Origin of the sequence: Mycobacterium sp. SMC-16 (assembly GCF_046250085.1) — a bacterium.
In the GTDB taxonomy this organism is placed as follows: Bacteria; Actinomycetota; Actinomycetes; order Mycobacteriales; family Mycobacteriaceae; genus Mycobacterium; species Mycobacterium phocaicum.
On record NZ_CP176427.1, the window covers coordinates 4,807,898 to 4,826,328 of the forward strand.

The 18,431-nt window shown below is 67.5% G+C and carries 20 protein-coding genes, 1 tRNA gene and 1 pseudogene; 9 read left to right on the forward strand and 13 right to left on the reverse strand.

Features of this window, described 5'->3' with window-relative positions:
* Nucleotides 1-2 precede the first annotated feature (2 nt).
* The 3 genes from ACJEIK_RS23355 to ACJEIK_RS23365 all read right to left on the reverse strand — a co-directional run bounded on the left by ACJEIK_RS23355 (nucleotide 3) and on the right by ACJEIK_RS23365 (nucleotide 1,914).
* Nucleotides 3-1,055, reverse strand: coding sequence for a hypothetical protein (locus tag ACJEIK_RS23355; protein WP_064857877.1), 1,053 nt, complete (start codon nucleotides 1,053-1,055; stop codon nucleotides 3-5).
* A gap of 120 nt (nucleotides 1,056-1,175) precedes the next feature.
* Nucleotides 1,176-1,646: a cyanase gene (gene cynS / locus ACJEIK_RS23360; protein WP_064857878.1), complete on the reverse strand. Its 471-nt coding sequence runs from the start codon at nucleotides 1,644-1,646 to the stop codon at nucleotides 1,176-1,178.
* A gap of 40 nt (nucleotides 1,647-1,686) precedes the next feature.
* A complete protein-coding gene (locus ACJEIK_RS23365) occupies nucleotides 1,687-1,914 on the reverse strand; it encodes a hypothetical protein (protein ID WP_131808674.1) in 228 nt (75 codons plus the stop codon).
* A 104-nt stretch (nucleotides 1,915-2,018) separates the two neighbouring features.
* Here ACJEIK_RS23365 and cynR point away from each other — a divergent pair, with 104 nt between their 5' ends.
* The 6 genes from cynR (at nucleotide 2,019) to ACJEIK_RS23395 (ending at nucleotide 5,655) form a co-directional block, all read left to right on the forward strand.
* The gene (cynR, locus tag ACJEIK_RS23370) at nucleotides 2,019-2,927 is read left to right on the forward strand and encodes a transcriptional regulator CynR (protein ID WP_064857880.1); all 909 of its coding nucleotides are present in this window, start codon (nucleotides 2,019-2,021) and stop codon (nucleotides 2,925-2,927) included.
* Between the two features lie 159 nt (nucleotides 2,928-3,086).
* Nucleotides 3,087-3,527 (forward strand): NAD(+)--rifampin ADP-ribosyltransferase, encoded by a 441-nt coding sequence (gene arr / locus ACJEIK_RS23375; RefSeq protein WP_409430356.1) that lies wholly within the window; start codon nucleotides 3,087-3,089, stop codon nucleotides 3,525-3,527.
* Nucleotides 3,528-3,583: 56 nt separating this feature from the next.
* The gene (locus ACJEIK_RS23380; protein WP_064857882.1) at nucleotides 3,584-3,904 is read left to right on the forward strand and encodes an ArsR/SmtB family transcription factor; all 321 of its coding nucleotides are present in this window, start codon (nucleotides 3,584-3,586) and stop codon (nucleotides 3,902-3,904) included.
* Nucleotides 3,901-4,380: an SRPBCC family protein gene (locus ACJEIK_RS23385; RefSeq protein WP_409430357.1), complete on the forward strand. Its 480-nt coding sequence runs from the start codon at nucleotides 3,901-3,903 to the stop codon at nucleotides 4,378-4,380. The genes ACJEIK_RS23380 and ACJEIK_RS23385 overlap by 4 nt, the downstream gene beginning before the upstream one ends.
* Before the next feature lie 2 nt (nucleotides 4,381-4,382).
* The gene (locus ACJEIK_RS23390; protein ID WP_409430358.1) at nucleotides 4,383-5,009 is read left to right on the forward strand and encodes a maleylpyruvate isomerase family mycothiol-dependent enzyme; all 627 of its coding nucleotides are present in this window, start codon (nucleotides 4,383-4,385) and stop codon (nucleotides 5,007-5,009) included.
* A gap of 112 nt (nucleotides 5,010-5,121) precedes the next feature.
* The gene (locus ACJEIK_RS23395; RefSeq protein ID WP_409431794.1) at nucleotides 5,122-5,655 is read left to right on the forward strand and encodes a hypothetical protein; all 534 of its coding nucleotides are present in this window, start codon (nucleotides 5,122-5,124) and stop codon (nucleotides 5,653-5,655) included.
* A 23-nt stretch (nucleotides 5,656-5,678) separates the two neighbouring features.
* Here the strand turns inward: ACJEIK_RS23395 and ACJEIK_RS23400 are convergent.
* Nucleotides 5,679-5,756: pseudogene (locus tag ACJEIK_RS23400) on the reverse strand (hypothetical protein); the annotation flags it as partial.
* A gap of 489 nt (nucleotides 5,757-6,245) precedes the next feature.
* Here ACJEIK_RS23400 and ACJEIK_RS23405 point away from each other — a divergent pair.
* A complete protein-coding gene (locus tag ACJEIK_RS23405) occupies nucleotides 6,246-8,354 on the forward strand; it encodes a hypothetical protein (RefSeq protein WP_409431795.1) in 2,109 nt (702 codons plus the stop codon).
* Here the strand turns inward: ACJEIK_RS23405 and ACJEIK_RS23410 are convergent.
* From ACJEIK_RS23410 to ACJEIK_RS23420, 3 genes are all read right to left on the reverse strand, one after another.
* Nucleotides 8,351-9,541: a permease gene (locus tag ACJEIK_RS23410; RefSeq protein ID WP_409430359.1), complete on the reverse strand. Its 1,191-nt coding sequence runs from the start codon at nucleotides 9,539-9,541 to the stop codon at nucleotides 8,351-8,353. The two genes, ACJEIK_RS23405 and ACJEIK_RS23410, sit on opposite strands and share 4 nt — an antisense overlap.
* Nucleotides 9,542-9,643: 102 nt before the next feature.
* Nucleotides 9,644-10,561, reverse strand: a complete 918-nt coding sequence (locus ACJEIK_RS23415) for an alpha/beta fold hydrolase (RefSeq protein ID WP_409430360.1) — start codon at nucleotides 10,559-10,561, stop codon at nucleotides 9,644-9,646.
* A gap of 90 nt (nucleotides 10,562-10,651) precedes the next feature.
* Nucleotides 10,652-10,734 (reverse strand) — tRNA-Tyr (locus ACJEIK_RS23420).
* A gap of 115 nt (nucleotides 10,735-10,849) precedes the next feature.
* Here ACJEIK_RS23420 and ACJEIK_RS23425 point away from each other — a divergent pair.
* Nucleotides 10,850-11,341: a YajQ family cyclic di-GMP-binding protein gene (locus tag ACJEIK_RS23425; protein ID WP_061003369.1), complete on the forward strand. Its 492-nt coding sequence runs from the start codon at nucleotides 10,850-10,852 to the stop codon at nucleotides 11,339-11,341.
* 3 nt (nucleotides 11,342-11,344) lie between these two features.
* Here the strand turns inward: ACJEIK_RS23425 and ACJEIK_RS23430 are convergent, their stop codons facing one another.
* Together ACJEIK_RS23430 and ACJEIK_RS23435 are read right to left on the reverse strand one after the other, a co-directional pair.
* Entirely contained in the window at nucleotides 11,345-11,767 is a 423-nt protein-coding gene (locus tag ACJEIK_RS23430) for a hypothetical protein (RefSeq protein ID WP_061003368.1), read from the reverse strand.
* 97 nt (nucleotides 11,768-11,864) lie between these two features.
* Nucleotides 11,865-13,718, reverse strand: a complete 1,854-nt coding sequence (locus ACJEIK_RS23435) for an alpha/beta hydrolase (protein ID WP_409430361.1) — start codon at nucleotides 13,716-13,718, stop codon at nucleotides 11,865-11,867.
* Nucleotides 13,719-13,862: 144 nt separating this feature from the next.
* Here ACJEIK_RS23435 and ACJEIK_RS23440 point away from each other — a divergent pair, with 144 nt between their 5' ends.
* Nucleotides 13,863-14,888: an NAD(P)H-dependent glycerol-3-phosphate dehydrogenase gene (locus ACJEIK_RS23440; protein WP_061003366.1), complete on the forward strand. Its 1,026-nt coding sequence runs from the start codon at nucleotides 13,863-13,865 to the stop codon at nucleotides 14,886-14,888.
* Nucleotides 14,889-14,897: 9 nt separating this feature from the next.
* On the opposite strand, the gene ACJEIK_RS23445 is transcribed toward ACJEIK_RS23440, so the two are convergent.
* From ACJEIK_RS23445 to ACJEIK_RS23460, 4 genes are all read right to left on the reverse strand, one after another.
* Nucleotides 14,898-15,455 (reverse strand): hypothetical protein, encoded by a 558-nt coding sequence (locus tag ACJEIK_RS23445; protein WP_234785478.1) that lies wholly within the window; start codon nucleotides 15,453-15,455, stop codon nucleotides 14,898-14,900.
* Nucleotides 15,456-15,504: 49 nt separating this feature from the next.
* Complete coding sequence (locus ACJEIK_RS23450; RefSeq protein ID WP_061003364.1) at nucleotides 15,505-15,801, reverse strand: hypothetical protein; 297 nt, start codon at nucleotides 15,799-15,801, stop codon at nucleotides 15,505-15,507.
* Nucleotides 15,802-15,940: 139 nt separating this feature from the next.
* The gene (locus ACJEIK_RS23455) at nucleotides 15,941-17,512 is read right to left on the reverse strand and encodes a cell wall metabolism sensor histidine kinase WalK (protein ID WP_234785479.1); all 1,572 of its coding nucleotides are present in this window, start codon (nucleotides 17,510-17,512) and stop codon (nucleotides 15,941-15,943) included.
* Nucleotides 17,513-17,531: 19 nt separating this feature from the next.
* Nucleotides 17,532-18,314 carry a response regulator transcription factor gene (locus tag ACJEIK_RS23460; protein ID WP_061003360.1) on the reverse strand — a complete coding sequence of 261 codons (783 nt, stop codon included), beginning with the start codon at nucleotides 18,312-18,314 and terminating at the stop codon, nucleotides 17,532-17,534.
* Nucleotides 18,315-18,431 lie beyond the last annotated feature (117 nt).

Genomic DNA, 18,431 nt, shown 5'->3' on the forward strand with positions numbered 1-18,431 from the left:
GACTACTGAGCCGCGAATCGATTGAGGGTGCCGCCATGCATCGCTCGACCGGCGCGGGCCTGGCGGAAGCCGATGAGCCCACCGGCGCCGGTCAGCACCAACAGGCCGGTGAAACCCGGAACTGCGACGGCGGCGACCTCACCCAGGCCGGCGGCGCGGAGGTCGTCGGAGTACCCGGCCCGGTACGGCGCCGCCGCGACGATGGCGTTGTCGGCCGCGAAGACCCGGTCAGCCGGTTGGGGCCCGCGCACCGGCAGCTGCCCGCTGGCGCCGGAGTGGCCGGCGAAACGTGAATCCGTCTGCGCCCCACTGGATGCCGGGGGCTGAACGCGGCCCCCGAACTCTCGGCCGGACGACACGACGCCGGGCACACCGATCGTCGGCGTGCCGACCGCCGAGGACAACTCGGCCACCGCGGAGGCCCACCCCTCGACCACGGGCAGCGCTTGCGCGACAGCAAACCCGGGCAACGCGGCCACAGTGCGGATCGGCTCACCCAATGCTGCGGGCAGCGGCCCCGTCAGTGCCGTCACCGGCGCCAGCGGCGCATCTGCAAGGGCAAGAGCGGTCTGACTGACCGCGGCACTCGCCGCGACCACCGGGACGGAGACCGACTGGACCGACGGCACCGCGGCAGGACTTTCGGCAATGCTCACGGGTTCGCTGACAGGTGCGCTCTGCGTGGTGTTCACCGCGCCCGAGGACAGGCCGGCCGACGTGCTCGAGGACGAGGTCGCGGACGAGATGTTGGAGCCGTTGCGGCCGTCGCCGAACTTGGGTGCCAGTTGCTGGCCCGACGACTGCGTGACACCGAAGCCGCTGAGTGCACCGGTTCCAACGGTGGTCGCGGCGGTGGTCAGCCCACCGAGCGCCTTGCCCAGAACCCCGACGGAGGGCAAGCCTGGGCGCGACGTACCCGAGCTGGCCCCACCTGTATCACCAGAAACAGTGGGAGAAAGCGGCATATCGATCGGTGCGGCGCCCGCCACGCCGGCGCCGATCACCGGTGCGGCGACCAACCAGGTCACCGCCGCCATGCGCACGTGCGTCGCCACGCTGCATCCGTCCTCTCGAAGCCGACCGTCAGCGGCCTAGGTTCAGTTTGCCACGAGAATTTGCAATTGCGAAAATTTTTGTGGCATCTGGAACCATATTAGGGCAGTCGGCGCCAGAAATCAGAACGGCACTGTCGGCAGGTACTTACCGTCCAGCGTGATGACGGCGCGTTCGCCACCATCGGGATCAGCAACCTTCTTCACATCCAGGCGGAAGTTGATGGCTGAGATGATGCCATCGCCGAACTGCTCGTGGACCAGCGCCTTGAGCGTGGTGCCGTAGACCTGCAGCATCTCGTAGAACCGGTAGATGGTCGGGTCGGTGGGCACGCCGCCGGGGATCGATCCGCGAGTCGGGATGGCCTGCAGCAACCGCACCGCGGCATCGTCCAGCCCCAGCAGGTCACCGACGGCCTTGGCCGACTTCTCCGGAAGCGCGTGCTGACCGAGGACGGCGGCCGTCGTGAAGGCCACCGACAGGCCGGCGGCGTCGGCGATCTGCTGCCAGGACAGGTCCTTGCGGGTCTTGGCTTCGACAGCGTCGGCGGCGAGGAGCTGACGGGCGGTCGGGTCGAACTGTGCGTGGATCACGGGATTTCCTTTCGGCGGGCGGTGGTGTGTCGAACGGGCGTCAGTGCTGCGCCCAGGTGCCGTACGGCACCATCGGGTTGGTCCCGAACGGCACGTACGGGTTGGCGCTACCGATGAACGAGTCCTGCGCGTATACGGGAGCCGGCCCGGGCAGTGCCACCGAGCCACCGTTGTCGGCCGATGCCGGAGCGGCCAGTCCGATCGCGAGCGCGGCGAAGGCGCCGACGGCCAACCCGGTTGTCATGGCGCCGAGGCTGTTCTTCTTCATGATGGTGTTTCCTTTCTTGCTGCATTCACCATGTACGAACAGCACCTATAACGTCCAATAGCTGGTTTTCACCGTTCCCATAGACAGCATCTATTGTTGGTGTCATGGCTGGACTCGAGCTCCGCCACCTGCGATATCTCCTCGCCGTCGCCGAACACGGCAACTTTTCCCGCGCCGCCGAGGAGCTATATGTGTCGCAACCCACGCTCTCCCAGCAGATCAAACAGCTGGAAACGACGCTCGGTGTGCAGCTGCTCGACCGCGGCGGGCGGACAGTGCGGCTCACCGATGCCGGCGCCGCGTTCGCCGCGCGCGCCCGCAGCGCCCTCCGCGAACTGGCCGCCGCCGAACGTGCCATCGAGGACGTCCAAGATCTCTCGCGCGGGCACTTACGGCTGGGCATCACCCCGACGTTCATCACGTATCTGATCGGCCCGCTGACCGCCGAGCTGTACGCCCGCCATCCCGGGGTCAGCCTGACCGTGGTCGAGATGTCGCAGGACAATATCGAAGCGGGTCTTCTCGCCGACGATCTCGACGTCGGCATCGCGTTCATGGGGGCTCCCGTGCCGGGCATCGAGTTCGCCGCGCTGTTCACCGAACACCTCGGGCTCGTGACCAGTGGCCCGCGGGCCGCCGGCCTGCCGGCCGCCTTGCCTGTCCGCGCGCTGGACGACGTCCAGCTGGCGCTGCTCAGCAGCGACTTCCTCACCCGGACCCACATCGACACCTATTTCGCGGCACACCATGTGGACCCGCGGATCATGGTCGAAGCCAACTCGGTCCAGGCCCTCACCGAGATCGTGCAGCGCACGCCGCTCGCGACGGTCCTGCCGGATGCCGTCACACACGACCATCCGCACCTGACGCCGGTGCCGCTGGACCCGCCCATTCCGACCCGAACCGTCGCCATCCTGCGCCGCGACGGCGGCTACCACAGTGCGGCCGCCTCCGCGTTCGTCGGGCTCACACACGAACTCGTCGCGGATCGCGGCTATGCACCGCCCGGGTGATTGTTAAAAAAATCCTTGTCGCGCAACGTAATTCACGTGTCGATCGGATCGGGGAACGTCAGGTGAACGTTCCTCCCACTCTCAATTTATGGCACACCCCGGGGCTTGCCGCAAGGCCCCGGTGGTGCCGCACAATCGTCCGGCCAAGCGGTACGACGAATGGGGGATGTCATGACGAACACGCCGAAGCCTTTCGAACTGCACGAGTCGGGCGCGCTGCTCCACGGCACCAGAGCCGATCTCGCGATCGGCGATCTGCTGGTACCGGGGCGTGCGTCGAACTACGAAGAGGGCCGGGTCTCGAACCACGTCTACGTCACGCGGACACTGGACGCCGCGGCATGGGGAGCCGAACTCGCCGCCGGTGACGGCCGGTGCCGCATTTACCTCGTCGAGCCGCTCGGCGAGTTGGAGGACGACCCCAACGTGACGGACAAGAAGCTGCCGGGCAACCCGACCCACTCCTTCCGAACCCGGGAGCCGGTCCGCGTCGTCGGCGAGCTCACCGACTGGGTCGGGCATTCACCCGAGCAGCTCCAGGCGATGCGCGATGGGCTGGCCGACCTGCAACGCCGGGGCCTCGCCGTCATCTACGACTGACAGGCAGCCGTCTCGAACCTTTCCAATCGGCATCCGTAAGCCTAAACTTACCGTTAGTGACTACTTACGAAACAGCCGATCCATGGGGTGCTCTCGCCGACCGCACCCGGCGGACGATCTTCAAACGATTGGCCGCCGGCCCGCGCGCGGTCGGCGAGCTGGCCGACGGACTGCCGGTCAGCCGGCCGGCGGTGTCCCAGCACCTCAAGGTGCTGCGCTGCGCGGGCCTGGTGACCGATCGGCAGGTCGGCACCCGGCGCTTCTACCAGGTCGACCCCCGTGGCGTCGCGGCCCTGCGGGCCGAGTTGGACATGTTCTGGGACTCGACACTGACGGCGTTCAAGCAGCTGGCCGACGAAGAAGGGAAAGGTTCATGACGACCGAGGTGGCACCGATCCGCAAGAGCGTCGTCGTGGCGGCACCGATCGACAGGGCGTTCGCGTTGTTCGTCGGCCGCTTCGACGCCATCAAGCCCCGCGACCACAACCTGCTGGCGGTCCCGATCGCCGAGACAGTGTTCGAAACCCAGGTTGGCGGCCACATCTACGACGTGGGAACGGACGGCAGCACGTGCCGGTGGGCGCGCGTGCTGGCGTACGAGCCGCCGAGCCGCGTGGTGTTCTCGTGGGACATCGGGCCGACATGGCAGATCGAATCAGACCTCGGCAAGACCAGCGAGGTCGAAGTGCGGTTCACCGCCGAAGCCGACGGGCGGACCCGCGTCGATCTGGAGCACCGGCATCTCGAACGCCACGGCGCCGGCTGGCGGTCGGTGGCCGACGGGGTCGACGGCGAGGCCGGCTGGCCGTTGTACCTGAAGCGGTATCACGACGTCGTCGCCGCGGAGGCGTGACGATGCCGTCGCAGCGTTCCATGATGGACCTGGCATACGAGGAGCGTCGCGACCTCGCCGCCTATCTGCGGACGCTGTCCGACGCGCAGTGGCAGGCCCCCACACTGTGCACCGAATGGTCGGTGAAAGACGTTGTCTCCCATGTCGTGAGCTACGAAGAGCTCAGCATCCTGGGCCTGCTGCAGCGCTTCGCCCGGGGCCGGATCGTGCGCGCCAATGAGGTCGGCGTGCGCGACTTCGAGAGCTACACGCCCGCGCAGTTGATGGACTTCCTCGAGGCCCACCTGCGTCCACAAGGGCTCACATCCGGCTTCGGCGGGATGATCGGACTGGTGGACGCGACGGTCCACCACCAGGACATCCGCCGGGCGCTGGGCCACCCGCGCACCATCCCCGCCGAACGCCTCGAACGCATCCTGCCGACGATCCCGGGCAATCCGCGGCTCGGTGCGGGCAGGCGGGTCCGGGGGCTGCGGCTGCGGGCCACTGACGTCGACTGGCAGCACGGCAGCGGACCCGAGGTGCTGGGCACGGGCGAGGCATTGCTGATGGCGATGACCGGGCGCCCGGCCGTCCTCGATGAACTGGACGGTCCGGGTCAGTCGGTTCTCGCGGCGAGATTGCGGTAATCGCACAACCGCGAGAAATCAGCCGTTTGTACTGCAGACAGACGGCGCCTCATGCGGTATTCCCATAGGAGGGACATCTGTCCCTGTTTCGGGCCGCTTGAGAGGACCGACCATGAGCAACGCAAAGTACGTCGGCCGGGTCGGGGGGTTGGCGGTGGCACTCGGGGTGGGTTTCGCAATCGCGAGCACACCGGGTACGGCGTGGGCCGACGACGCCGCGAATCCAGGGGCCACCTCGGCGCCGACGCAGAACGCCGCGCCGGACGCAGCCGGCACGAACACGAAGAAGCCCGGCGCCAAGGCAGGCAAGACCAAACGCCCATCGGGCAAGGCGGCCAGTGAGAAGCAGCGCGCCACGAAACCCGAGCCGACCGCGGCGGACGGACCCGCGAAAACGCAGACGACCGCGAAGACCGTCACGGGCTCCACCAAGAATCCCACACCGCGGGCCATCCAGGCCGACGTGGAAACCACGCCGGCCCCGTCCCCGCGGACGGTGGCCGCCACGGCCCTCGCGACCTCGGCAGTCACGTCCACTCCCGCGGCCACGTCCACCCCGGCCGCCACCAACGGCGCAGTCAGTCTGATATCGGCGTCGACGCTCGACTCGTCGGCAACCGGTGGTCTGGCGTCGATCCGCTTGTAGCCGACGGTGTTGATGACCGACACCGTCCCGCTGCCGCTGTTGGCGACGTACAACCGTGTGCCGTCGGGACTCAGCGCCAGCGCGCTGGGCGCGGTGCCCACCGAGATGTCCTGCGAGAACCAGCTCGGATTGGCGTCGATCCGTTTCCCCGTGGTCGGGTGCGGGTGCCCCAGGCGGCCAGCACGGCGGCCAACGGTGAGAAGTCCGGCGTGGCGGGCGCGTGGAGACCCAGGCGAAACCCGCGGCGCTCACGTCGACGAGTCAGCCCGTGGCCGCCACCGCCGCGCAACCCGTCCCCACCGCCGCGCAACCGGTCTCCACGGCCGCGCAGCCCGTCTCCACGGCCGCGACGACGACCGTCCCGTCGCCGTGGCTGAACTATTCGAAGTCGATCTCGGTGGGCACCAATCCCACTGCCGAGGTGATGGGCGCCGACGGCCGGCTCTACGTCGCCAACACCGGCAGCAACACGGTGTCGGTGATCAACACAACGCCGGCGACGCCTTCTATCCGATCTATCAGGGCGAGAGTTTCTTCCTGCTGTGGCAGCACCTCTCCAATGTCAGCGCCGGCATCAGGGCGCGGCAGCGATGAACTTCGACACCAGCCAGATTCGCGCCAAACGTCAAAGATCGCTGTATGTGGCGAGCCAGACCGGCGGCACCCTCTCCACTATCGACACCGCCACCAACACCGTCATGCCCGGTGCGGTCACCGTGGGTCCCGCCCCCGGCTCGGTGGCCGTCAGCGCCGACGGCAGCGTCGCCTATGTCGCCAACGGCAATGACACCGTCTCGGTGATCAACACCGCCACCTCGGCCGTGGTCAGCACGGTCCGGTTCGATACCGACGCCACCGGCGCTCACGCCGTGGCCGTCGCACCGAGCGGCGCCGTGTACGTCACCGACGCGACCGACCGCACCGTGCGGGTGCTGGTGCAGCCCTCGCTCATCGCCACGTCGGTGACGAAGATCGGGAGCGTCGGCGTCTCGGGCGTCGGCTCGACGCTGTTGAGCAATGACGGCACCCGCGCGTTGGTCATCACCGGTCCCTCGCCCATCTCGACGACCAGCACCACCCGCGTAGCGGTGATCGACACTGCGACCGGCAAGCAGGTCGGCAGCACGGTGTCCATCGCCGGCAAGCCCGTCGTGCCGGCGTTCAGCGCCGACGGCACGCGGGTCGTGATCACCGCGGCGGGCACCACGGCGACGCAGCTGGCGGTGATCGACCTCGCGACCGGGAAGCAGACCGGCACCACGCTCACCCTGCCGGGTGCGGTCGGCGTGCAGCTGCTGTCCGCCGACGGCAGCCGCGCCCTGACCACCACCTACGGCTCGGGCACCACCCAGGTCGCGGTGCTCGACACGCTCACCGGCGCCCAGACCGGCACCACGGTCTCGGTCACCGGCAACCAGTTGGAAGCGCCCGTCCTCAACGCCGACCGCACCCGCGCACTGATCACCACCAGCCGCCCGATCTGGGAGACCCCGGACACCACGCGGGTGGCGGTGCTCGACACCACCACCGGCACGCAACTCGGCACCACCGTCGAGATCGCCGGCAATGAGGTGGCCCCGCCGGCGCTGAACACCGACGGCAGCCGCGCCGCGATCTCCACGCAGATCGGCGATTTCGCGTCGGGCTACACCACGCAGGCGACGGTGATCAATGTCGCGACCGGCGCCCAGATCGGCTCCACGCAAGGCCTCGAAGGCCAGGCCGTATACGGCGCACCGGTATTCAACGCTACGGGCGACCGCGTCGTGTTCATGGCTCGCACCGAGGGCCCGGTCGGCACCTTCACCACCCGGCTGACGGTGCTCGACGCCGCTACCGGCGCGCCCGTCGGCGCCGGACTCGTCGTCGACGGCGACGGGGCGCGCGAGCTCAGCGCTGACCGGACCCGCATGGTCATCACCGCGACGTCGACCGACCCGGTCACCCAGGTGGTGACCACCAAGCTCGCGACGGTCGACCTCGCCACCGGCAACCAGGTCGGTGACGTGGCGCTGCCCGGCACCTGGCGCTCGATGCTGATGACCCCCGACGGGGGCCGAGCCGTGATCATCGGCGCGACCACCTTGACGCACGTCGCTGTGATCGACACGCTGACCGGCGCCCAGACCGGCACCACGCTCGACTTCGCCGGCGAGGAATTCGGCTCCAGGGTCATCAGCGCCGACGGCAGCCGCGTGCTCATCGTCACGAACGTCTACAACGGGGCCACGAGCGTCAACACCGCGCGGTTGACGGTGCTCGACACGACAACCGGCGCCCAGGTCGGTAACACCTTGGCGCTCACCGGTTTCCTCAACGGCGTGCAGTACAGCCCCGATACCGACCGGGTCGTGGCCATGACCATCAGCAGCAATTTCAACACCACCGGCGTCCCCACGTCGCAGGTGGCGGTGCTCGACACGACCACCGGCTTGCAGCTCGGCAGCACCCTCACCCTGAAGCCCGACAACGGTTACCTCGTCCTCAGTGCCGGCGGCACCCGAGCGGTGGTCAGCACCGGCAGCCAGTTCGTCGTCATCAACACCACGAACGGCACGCAGGTGGGAGGCGCCCTCACCGGGGTGGGCAGCAATCCGCTGTTGACGGCCGACGGCAGCCGGGCGCTCACCACCGGCGTCTCGTACAACTTCTGGACGCGCACCTACACGACCACGGCGCGGGTGCTGAAGATCGTCTAGTGCTGGTGGTGGTCGTGGCCGGCGTGGGTGTCCCCGTGTCCGGCGTCGGGTGAGCCGCCCATCATGCGCAGCATCGGGACGCCACCGGTGCGGACGAAGCGGATCACCAGCACCGCGGCCAGCAGCAGGAAGACGATGTTGAGCCACGTGGTGTAGTTCCACGAGATGCCGCTCTCCATCACCATGGCGTTGCGTTGCGTGGGCGTGAGAACCGTTGCGCCGAAGAGCAATTCGACGAGATAACCCGCCGCGACCATCGAGACGTAGAAGGTGGCCAGCAGCGTCAGCATCATCCGGGTGCCGTAGTACTTCCGGTAGATGTTGAGGATCGGCAGGATCAGCAGGTCGGCGAAGATGAACGCGACCACGCCGCCGAAGCTGATGCCGCCGTTCCACAGCACCGCCGCCAGGGGCACATTGCCGATCGAGCAGACGAACGACACGATGGCCACCACCGGGCCGACGATCGGTCCCCAGATCGCGGACCACGTCGGGTCGTCGGCGAGGAAGAAGTTCTCCCAGAACGCATTTGGCACCCACGCGGCGATGGCACCGGCGATGAGCAGACCGATTATCAGATCTCGCAGGATCGCCGCCCACTCCATGACGAACACATGCGAGACGGACGTGAGGCCAGGTCCCGAGAACAGGCGCTTGGCGAAAGAACCATCGCCCTGCACCGACATGTCCATGGCGGCATGCCCTTCCATCGAGCCGGCGATGCCCTGGTCGGCCTGCACTCGGGCCTCGTCGATGAGGCGGCTGCGCACGAAGAACCGGAACAGCACCGCCAGAACGACGATCATGATCGGGCCGCCCACGAATTCCGCGGCGGTGAACTGCCAGCCCATCAGCAGCGCCAGGATGATGCCGAGTTCGACGACGAGGTTGGTCGAGCCGATCTCGAATGCCATCGCCGCGGTGAAGTTGGCGCCTTTGCGAAACAGCGAGCGCGCCAACGCCACTGCCGCATACGAGCACGACGACGATGCCGCGCCGAGTCCCGCGGCCACGGCGAGGGTCTTCGGCTTGTCGTCGCCGAGGAGGCGGACGATGGTCGATTTCCGGACAACGGCCTGCACCACCGCCGACAGCGCGAACCCGAGGATCAGCGCCCAGAGAATCTCCCAAGTCATCGAACCGGCCAGGGCCAGTGCGTGACCGATCGCAGCGATCGCGGCGTCCATCAGGTGACGTTAACCCGTCGGCGGCGTTCCCAATCGTCGAGCGTGGAGGTTCACCCGGAGATCTCGCCGGATCCCCGCGTCATCCCCCACAGTCGACGGCGGTCAGGCCGGGCTGCCGATGAACTCGAGACCGGCGTTGATGGCCGGGCGGTGCCGCAGCATGCGGTAGTGCGCGAGCTTCCCGAGTCCCTTGGTGGTGAGCAGCTGCGACCCGGGCCACGAGGCGGCGAGCTTCGCGCTCGACGAGTACGGGCTGTCGGGGTCGTCGGGGTCGTGGATGAGCAGCAGCGGCGGGTGGCCCGCGCGGGCCGCGAGGTTGACCATGTTGGTGTCTTCCAGCGACATCCCGATCCGGCGGACCAGCCGCCGCTGCAGGCCCGCGCGGATCCGCGGGCCGAAGTTGTGCCGCGCGGCGAACAGGTCCAGGTACATCGGGTAGTCGCCCATCGGCGCGAGCAGCACCAGCCGTCCGACCTTGGCGCCGTTGACCGCGGCGGCCATGGTCGTCGCGTTGGCCCCGAGCGAGTGCGCGACGACGGCGTGGGCCGGTCCGTGCTCGCGGATGACGGCCGCGACGGCGTCGGCGCATTCGATGGCGGTGGTGCGGCCCGGCGCGAGCGCCCCCGGGTCGGACTCGTTGTGGCTGGGCAGGTCGAAGGCGATTACCCGGTAGCCGGCGGCCACGAGCGGTTTGACGAACATGCCCAGGTGCGGCCGGCGCCCGCCCCACCCGTGCACGAGGTACACCGGCGGCCCGTCGCCCCAGGATTCGCCGGCGACGCGGTGGCCGTCCCAGTGCGCTTCCAGCGGTGCGCCGGGCCCGACGCCGGGCGGCATGCGCAGACTCTGCTCGATGATCGGCGGGGTGCACCACAGCTCGGTGGCCCACCGGGATCCGATGGGCGGCGCGAATCGTTCGAGCAGGGCGAACTGCTTGCGGATCTTGGGGTCGACGGGTGGCTGCACACCGGAACCCTCGACGTCGAGCACGACATCACGCTCAGAGGACGACTCGACCATGCGTCAAATCCTAACGACCGCTCTCGATGCGACTGCGGAGATGCACTCCGCAACGCAATCAGGCCCCCTCGAAAGGGGGCCTGATCAGTGTGGCAGGTACAGGATTCGAACCTGTGTAGGCTTCCGCCGACGGATTTACAGTCCGCTCCCATTGGCCGCTCGGGCAACCTGCCGGGTTCGTCGCCTCCCGGTGACCCCGGGTTTGGCGCGAGTAGCAGAGTACAACGAAGATGTACCGAACACGAAAACGGGACCCCGACCAGGGGCGCAGATACGGAGGGCAATCCAATGGCGGATTCATCGTTCGACATCGTCAGCAAGGTCGATCGGCAGGAAGTCGACAACGCGCTGAATCAAGCCGCCAAGGAGCTGTCCACCCGCTTCGACTTCCGCGGCACCGACACCACCATCGCCTGGAAGGGCGACGAGGTCATCGAGCTGGTCTCCTCAACCGAGGAGCGCGTCAAGGCCGCGGTCGACGTGTTCAAGGAGAAGCTGGTTCGCCGCGACATCTCGATGAAGGCGTTCGACGCCGGTGACCCGCAGCCCAGCGGCAAGACCTACCGCGTCTCGGGCACGCTGCAGCAGGGCATCAGCAGCGAGCAGGCCAAGAAGATCACCAAGCTCATCCGCGACGAGGGCCCCAAGGGCGTCAAGGCGCAGATTCAGGGCGACGAGATTCGGGTGTCCAGCAAGAAGCGCGACGACCTCCAGGCCGTCATCGCTCTGCTCAAGGGCGCCGATCTGGACGTGGCACTGCAGTTCGTCAACTACCGCTGACGGTCAGCTGTCGCTGTTCAGCTCTTTGGTCAGGTTGGTGCCGTTGTTCTTGCTGTCGCCGTAATGGTTGGTCACGTTGCGGCATTCGCCGTAAATCTTGAACCGGAGCCGATTTTCGCCCTGGTAGTACTCGATGTTGACCGCTACGCCGTCGCGGTTGATGGTGCCGCCGTACATGTGTTGGGAGGGCAGCTTGTCTGACCATCCCGACGCCAGCATGGCCGCCTTGACCTGCTCGGCATAGTCATGACCGCTGACGCCCGGCGGCAGCGCCGCACTCATCTCGATGTAGCCCTTGTTGAGCGGCGATCCCATGTCGTTGCAGAACTCCAGATAGCCGCCGCCTTGAACGTCTTGCAGCCCAGCCGCTTTCCGTAGTTGCCTGCCGGCGTTGATGACCTGCGCCATGGACTCTTCATCGGTCATGGGGTGCGCTGGGCGATCGTCGTGGGGAAGCAATCCACATCCTCCTAACATCAGGGCAATCACGGCAGCCGCTGCCGCGGTACCGACGCGATATCGACTACTTGTAATCATGGTCGTTCGTCACCGTCTCACCTGGGCGATTGGATTCGGGATCCGAATATGCCGGGGTCCCGGGAATGGGGATGTCGACGTGTGGCACCGGGACCTCGATGCCGAACGGCAGGTCGACGTGGTCGGGCGTCGAGAAGGTCGGCTGATGCCGCTCGGCGGCCAGTAGTCCGTCGGACGCGAGGCGTTCGCTGTGCCCGCTGGCGATGTCGGTCATCGCGCGCAACGACTCACTGCCCATGTCGTAGTACTTCGAGTGGTCGTGGAAACTCCAGCCGGTTTCGCCGGCCACCTCGGCGCGGAACCGGGTGGCGCCGAATCCCTCTGCCGATGGATCGGTCCCCAGCCCGGCGACGGGTCCCAGCGGGTTGCCGAGCTCGGTGTTCAGCCATTGCGCCGCCCCCGGGCCGCCCATACCCAGACGGGCGACCGGGTCGGTGGATGCCGCCCCGACGTACACCTGGCCACCGTTGACGTGGAAGTCCGCGGCGCTGTGCGCCAAATCTGTTCCCGGACAACCGATCAGCACCACATCATTGACTTTCATGCCGCTGCCCGCGCACGCATCGGCAACCGTGGTGGAACCGTAGGAGTGGCCCATCACCGTGACGTGCGACGAGCCGAGATGCGTCGCGGCCAGCCCGTTGACGTCGGCGGCCAGCAGGTCGCCGCCCTGCCGGGCCAGGGTCGGGTTCGCGATCCGTGGATCGGTGAAGCTGTCGGGCGCGTCGTAGCCCATCCACATCATCACCGCGGTCGATCGGCTCGGGTCCGCCAGCGCCGCCTGGTCGTACACGTGGATCGCATCGTCGTGGCCGTCGGCCAGCCAGCCGTCGTGGACGCTGCTGCCGGTGCCCGGCACGATCACCGTCGTGTTGTTGGCCGTGTCGGGGTTTCCGAGGCAGATGGCGGCCCGGCCCTGCCCGCCGTCCGCCTCTGGCTGATAAGCCCAGAGCATGACCGGACGTTCCTTGGTCGGGTCCAACGTGGAACCGCGCTGGTGCGCCAGCCCCTCGCTGGTCCGCCGCGCGTTGTAGAACCGCGTGGCGTCGGTCTGTGTCAGCCCGAACCGGCCGGGGTCCTTGAGGACGTCGTCTTCAGAGACGTGGTTGCGATTGGCGACGTCACGGACCCGGTTCAGGTCGTCGTTCATCACCTGCTGATTGACTGCGTCCCGCGCACTCGCCGGGACGCCGTTGAGGTTGCCCAATTCGGGTGGATGCCGGGCGATCAGCTGCTGTCGCTGCTCCGGTGTCAGCCCGGTCCACCATTTGTTGACGTCCTCGGGGTTCGTCCCCGGCGGCGGAATCTGGATCTCCTGCCCGCCGATGTTCACCGGCGCCGAGGGCTTCTGGCCCTGCACCGCCTGGTCGATCGCCGTGGCAGTGAGCGTGTCGGTGGTGTCGAACGCCTTCAGCTGCTCCTGAATGGAGTCGGTGAAGAACTCCGCCGTCTTCTTGACGGGCCCCAGGTCGCCGATCAGCCACTGCTGCGGGGTGACCACGCCGTCGTCGCTGACCGAGAATCCGAGTTGGAGCGCGGTGTCGACGAATTCCAGCAGGGTGCTGCGCAGCGAGGTCAGCTGATTGCCGCCATCGGTGAGTGCCTTGGCCAGCTTGTCCAGCCGGCCGCGGTAGGCCTCCTGCTCGTCGATCAGCTGCTGTGCCTTGGCGATGGCGGCGTCGCTCGCCTGCCCCTGCCAGTTCGCTTTCAAGTTGGCCAGCTGGCCGCGCTCCACGCCGATCACGATCTCCAGCGCGGCCGACGTGGTCCGCACGTCATCGGCGGCGTCGAGCATCGCCCCGGGCTTGGCCGCGCGTACGCGCGACACCGTCACCGTCACTACTGCCGCACCCCCTCGGCGATCGCTCCTCCGATCGTCGCACAGCGTGGGGGTACCAACCGACACAACATGCAATTCGCACCATCGACCGGACAGTCCGCCAATCCCGTCGCTCCGCTCGCCCGGGCGACATAACCTGTCGCCATGGCATCAGCGCAGCGCGTACCGACCGTCGTCGTCCTCGGTGGCGGGTCGTGGGGCACCACGGTGGCCTCGATCTGTGCGCGGCGCGGCCCGACGCTGCAGTGGGTGCGGTCGGCGGAAACCGCCGCCGATATCAACGAAAAGCATTGCAACAGCCGCTATCTGGGCGACGGGGTGGCCCTTCCCGAATCGCTGCGGGCGACCACCGACTTTTCCGAGGCCGCCAATTGCGCCGACGTCATCGTGATGGGCGTCCCGTCGCACGGCTTCCGCAACGTGCTGGGCGAGCTGGCCAAGGAATTGCGGCCGTGGGTCCCGGTGGTGTCGTTGGTCAAGGGCCTGGAGCAGGGCACCAATATGCGCATGAGCCAGATCGTCGACGAGGTGCTGCCCGGGCACCCGGCCGGAATCCTGGCCGGACCCAACATCGCCCGCGAGGTCGCCGAGGGATACGCCGCCGCCGCGGTCCTCGCGATGCCGGACCAGCACCTCGCCGCGAATCTCGCGGGCCTGTTCCGCACCCGGCGTTTTCGAACCTACACAACCGACGACGTGATCGGTGTCGAGATGGCCGGGGCGCTCAAGAACGTGTACGCCATCTCCGTCGGCATGGGCTACTCCCTGGGCATCGGCGAGAACACCCGCGCGATGGTGATGGCGCGTGCCGTGGCCGAGATGTCCAAGCTCGGCGTGGCGATGGGCGGCAATCGTGACACCTTCGCGGGCCTGGCCGGCATGGGCGACCTGATCGTCACCTGTACCAGTCAGCGCAGCCGTAACCGGCACGTCGGCGAGCAGCTGGGCCAGGGCAAGACCGTCGACGAGATCATCGCCTCGATGAACCAGGTCGCCGAGGGCGTCAAGGCTGCCAGCGTGATCATGGAGTTCGCCGAGACGCACGGGCTGAGTATGCCGATCGCCCGCGAGGTGGACCGGGTGATCAACCACGGCTGCACGGTCGAGGACGCCTACGCCGGCCTCATGCTCGAGAAGCCCGGGCACGAAGTCCACGGCGCGGGGTTCTGACCTCGACGGTCAGTTGAAGTAAGGGTTGCGGTCTTTCGGCCTGTCCAGCAACGGATTCGACTCGTTGACGATGAAGCTGCCGGACGGGCTGACCACGAAACCGGACTGGTCGAAGCTGTTGACGCACGCCGTCATGGTGCCGTCGGTACCGCACGTGATGTTGCGGTAGGTGATCCGGGAACCGCCAGGCAGCGTCTGCACCGCGCCCGGCATCTCGCCGACGTACTTCGGCCCGTTCAGGGTGTTGAACGCCGGCGCGCCGACCTGCTGGCCGACGACCACGTTGGTGCCCTCCGGGGCGCCCGGCATCGAGCCGCTACAGCCGTACTCGCCTTCGTTGCGGCGCATGATGCACGTCAGACCGCCGGGGGCCTGGAACATGTAGAACGTGCCGTCCTTGCTGGCGTAGGTCGACGGGGTGACAGGCTTGAATCCGTTGAGGTTCGGCGCGGCGGGTCCCGGTGGCGGGGGCACCGGCTCCGGCGGCGGAGCTGCCGCGGCAACACCCGGAACCAACGAGATCGCCCCAGCGGCCACGACCGCACCGATCAGGATTCTGCTCAACACCCGCTCAGCGTAGAACCCAATGACCACGCCTCGCAGCGTCAGCCGCAAATCACTTGCAGCCGAGGTCGACGTAAACCGTGGTGTTCTGACCGCGCAGCTTGCCCTCCTGGCTCGACAGCTCGCGCCCGTGCCGGACGGCGGTGACGGTGCAGTTGTCGATGGATCCGCTGCCGACGCGCGACTCGATGACCCGGAAGCCCTCGGTCTGCAGCCGGTGAATCGTCTGCGAGGCAGACTCCCCCGGCGCCGGCGGCACCACTGGCTGCGCCGCGGCCGGGGCGGCCGCCGCGACCAGCAGGGCCAGGACGATTCCGGGTCCGGCCGAGATCTTGGTGGAACTCTTCATGGTTTTTCCCTTTCCGCATCCAGCGCCGACAGCGCTGGATCAATAACTTCGACGGTAGTCGCGAAAAAGGGAGAGAAACACATTCTCAGGCCGAACCCATACGGATATCCGCATGAATCATGTCGAATTCAGGCGAAATTCAAACAGTCGACTCAGATACGTGCGGGTTGTGCGACTCACTCACCGTCACGTACTCCCCGACTTCCCGGTCCATCGGCAACCGCACCCGGAAAACCGTTCCCGCAGTGTTTGATTCGACCTCCACGCGACCACCGTGCGCTTTGACGATCGTCGACACGATCGCCAGGCCCAGCCCCGTGCTACCGAGCACGCGAGAACGCGATTTGTCGGCGACCACAAATCTGTCGAACAAATTCGGCAACAATTCTTCCGGAATTCCCGGGCCGTCATCGGCGACCGCCAATTCCACATATCCGGGACCCGGTGTCAGGCTGGTCGTGACCGAAACTCCGGCCGGCGTGTGGACACGCGCGTTGGCCAACAGGTTGCCGATCACCTGATGCAACCGGGCCGGGTCCCCGCGGACCCACACCGGCACATCGGGCAGACGCGAGCGCCAGCGGTGCGCGGGCGACGACACCGCGGCGTCGTTGACGGCATTGATCACCACGTCGCACAACTCGACGTCGTCGGTTTCGAGGTCCTGATGCTCCTCGAGACGCGAGATCAGCAGCAGGTCCTCCACCAGGCCGGACATCCGCTGCGCCTCGGCCTCGATACGGGCCAGCGCGTATTCGGTGGTCTCGGGCAGTGCAGCGCTGTCCTGGCGGGTCAGTTCGGCGTACCCGCGGATGGCGGCCAGCGGGGTCCGCAACTCGTGGCTGGCGTCGGTGAGGAACTGTCGTGTCCGGCGGTGCGACGCGGCGAGCTCGGCCAGCGCGCTGTCGACGTTGTCGAGCAGTTTGTTGAGCGTGTCCCCCACGATGCCGACCTCGGTGCGCGGGTCGGTGTCCTCCGGCTGCACCCGTTCGGTGATCCGGTGGTCCTCGCTGCCGAACTGACGCGTCGCCACCTTCGCCGCGGTCGAGGCCACGCGACTCAGCGGCCGCAGCGCGTAGTTCACCACCGCGATGGTGCCGACGGCCGTCAGCGCGATCGCCAGCAGCGTCATGACCGCGACCGCGACCGTCTTGCGCGCCACCACGCTGTTGGCGTCTTCCATGGACACGCCCGAGACCAGAACGTCGCCGCCGCCGGCGTCCTGCCCCGCCATCCGGTACCAACCGAGTCGCGGCAGCTTCACCGTCCGTGGCCCGAGGTTGGTCCACTGCTGGCCGCTGACGGCCTTGACGACGTCGGGCTGAACCGGTTTGGGTTCGCCGTCGGGGAACACCGCCGACTGCACGACGACGCCCTTGTGCAGCACCGCGATGAGATTTCCGGGGGCCTGGCCACCGAACGCGGTCAGGCCGTCTTCGCCGGCGTCGATCGGATGCGCCGGATCACCGCGCTTGATCTCCAGCCGGTCATACGAATGCCCGAGGGCATCGAGTGAACGGTCGAGCTCCGCGTCGCTCATCGCGGACACGTAGCTGTGCAGGCTGTACACCGACAGCACCCCGACCGCCAGAAGCACAACGGTGACCAGCGACGTGACGCCGAACACGAGGCGTCGGCGCAGGGTGCGCGGACGCCACCACGGCGCCCGAACCGGGGTACGGGCCGGCACTCGAGTCGGCACCCGGGTCACATGCGTCACCTCGGGCAGGTTAGTCCTCCGTGTCGGCAGGGCGCAGCATGTAGCCCACGCCGCGCACTGTGTGGATCATCGGTTCGCGATCGGTGTCGATCTTCTTGCGCAGATACGAGATGTACAGGTCGACGATGCTCGACTTGCCACCGAATCCGTAGTTCCACACCCGGTCGAGAATCTCCGCGCGGGCAATGGCCCGGCGCGGGTTACGCATCAGGTACCGGAGCAGTTCGAACTCGGTGACGGTCAACGAGATCGGCTCACCGGCGCGGGTCACCTCACGGCTCGCGCCGTTGAGGACCATGTCGCCGACCTTGAGCACCTCGTCGGACTCGGGCGCGAGCTGGCTGGACCGGCGCAGCAGTCCGCGCAGCCGAGCCACCAGCTCTTCGAGGCTGAACGGCTTGGTCATGTAGTCGTCGGCGCCGGCGGTCAATCCCGTGACGCGGTCCATCACCGAGTCCCGCGCCGTGAGGAACAGCGTCGGGGTGTAGCCCTCGGCCGCGCGCACGCGCTGCAGCAACTGCAGGCCGTCGGTGTCGGGCAGCATGATGTCCAGCACGACGAGGTCCGGTTCCATCTCGCCGAACTTGGTCACCGCATCGCGGCCGTTGTGCGCGACCTCGACGACCCAGCCCTCGTAGTGCAGCGCCATCTTGACCAGGGCGGTCAGCGCCGGCTCATCGTCGACCAGCAACACCCGGATGGGGGATCCGTCGGCACGTTCCATGCGCGGCAGCTGGCCGAGCACGGCGGCCCGGGGGTGACGCTCTCGTGGTGGTACCGACATCGTTGTCATTCTTCCATTGTGTTGAGAACACAGAAAATTGTCACTGCGTTCATACCGAGTTCAAATATTAGTCCCTGGATATGACTCACGTCACCTACCTGAGCCGATGTGATGCGCGAGAATCGT

Bases quoted from the DNA above. Each gene is read 5' to 3' on its own strand.
- ACJEIK_RS23365 (WP_131808674.1), bottom strand. From the start codon at position 1,914: ATGAAGAAGAACAGCCTCGGCGCCATGACAACCGGGTTGGCCGTCGGC.
- cynR (WP_064857880.1), top strand. From the start codon at position 2,019: ATGGCTGGACTCGAGCTCCGCCACCTGCGATATCTCCTCGCCGTCGCC.
- arr (WP_409430356.1), top strand. From the start codon at position 3,087: ATGGGGGATGTCATGACGAACACGCCGAAGCCTTTCGAACTGCACGAG.
- ACJEIK_RS23385 (WP_409430357.1), top strand. From the start codon at position 3,901: ATGACGACCGAGGTGGCACCGATCCGCAAGAGCGTCGTCGTGGCGGCA.
- ACJEIK_RS23390 (WP_409430358.1), top strand. From the start codon at position 4,383: ATGCCGTCGCAGCGTTCCATGATGGACCTGGCATACGAGGAGCGTCGC.
- ACJEIK_RS23395 (WP_409431794.1), top strand. From the start codon at position 5,122: ATGAGCAACGCAAAGTACGTCGGCCGGGTCGGGGGGTTGGCGGTGGCA.
- ACJEIK_RS23405 (WP_409431795.1), top strand. From the start codon at position 6,246: ATGAACTTCGACACCAGCCAGATTCGCGCCAAACGTCAAAGATCGCTG.
- ACJEIK_RS23410 (WP_409430359.1), bottom strand. From the start codon at position 9,541: ATGGACGCCGCGATCGCTGCGATCGGTCACGCACTGGCCCTGGCCGGT.
- ACJEIK_RS23415 (WP_409430360.1), bottom strand. From the start codon at position 10,561: ATGGTCGAGTCGTCCTCTGAGCGTGATGTCGTGCTCGACGTCGAGGGT.
- ACJEIK_RS23425 (WP_061003369.1), top strand. From the start codon at position 10,850: ATGGCGGATTCATCGTTCGACATCGTCAGCAAGGTCGATCGGCAGGAA.
- ACJEIK_RS23430 (WP_061003368.1), bottom strand. From the start codon at position 11,767: ATGACCGATGAAGAGTCCATGGCGCAGGTCATCAACGCCGGCAGGCAA.
- ACJEIK_RS23440 (WP_061003366.1), top strand. From the start codon at position 13,863: ATGGCATCAGCGCAGCGCGTACCGACCGTCGTCGTCCTCGGTGGCGGG.
- ACJEIK_RS23450 (WP_061003364.1), bottom strand. From the start codon at position 15,801: ATGAAGAGTTCCACCAAGATCTCGGCCGGACCCGGAATCGTCCTGGCC.
- ACJEIK_RS23460 (WP_061003360.1), bottom strand. From the start codon at position 18,314: ATGACAACGATGTCGGTACCACCACGAGAGCGTCACCCCCGGGCCGCC.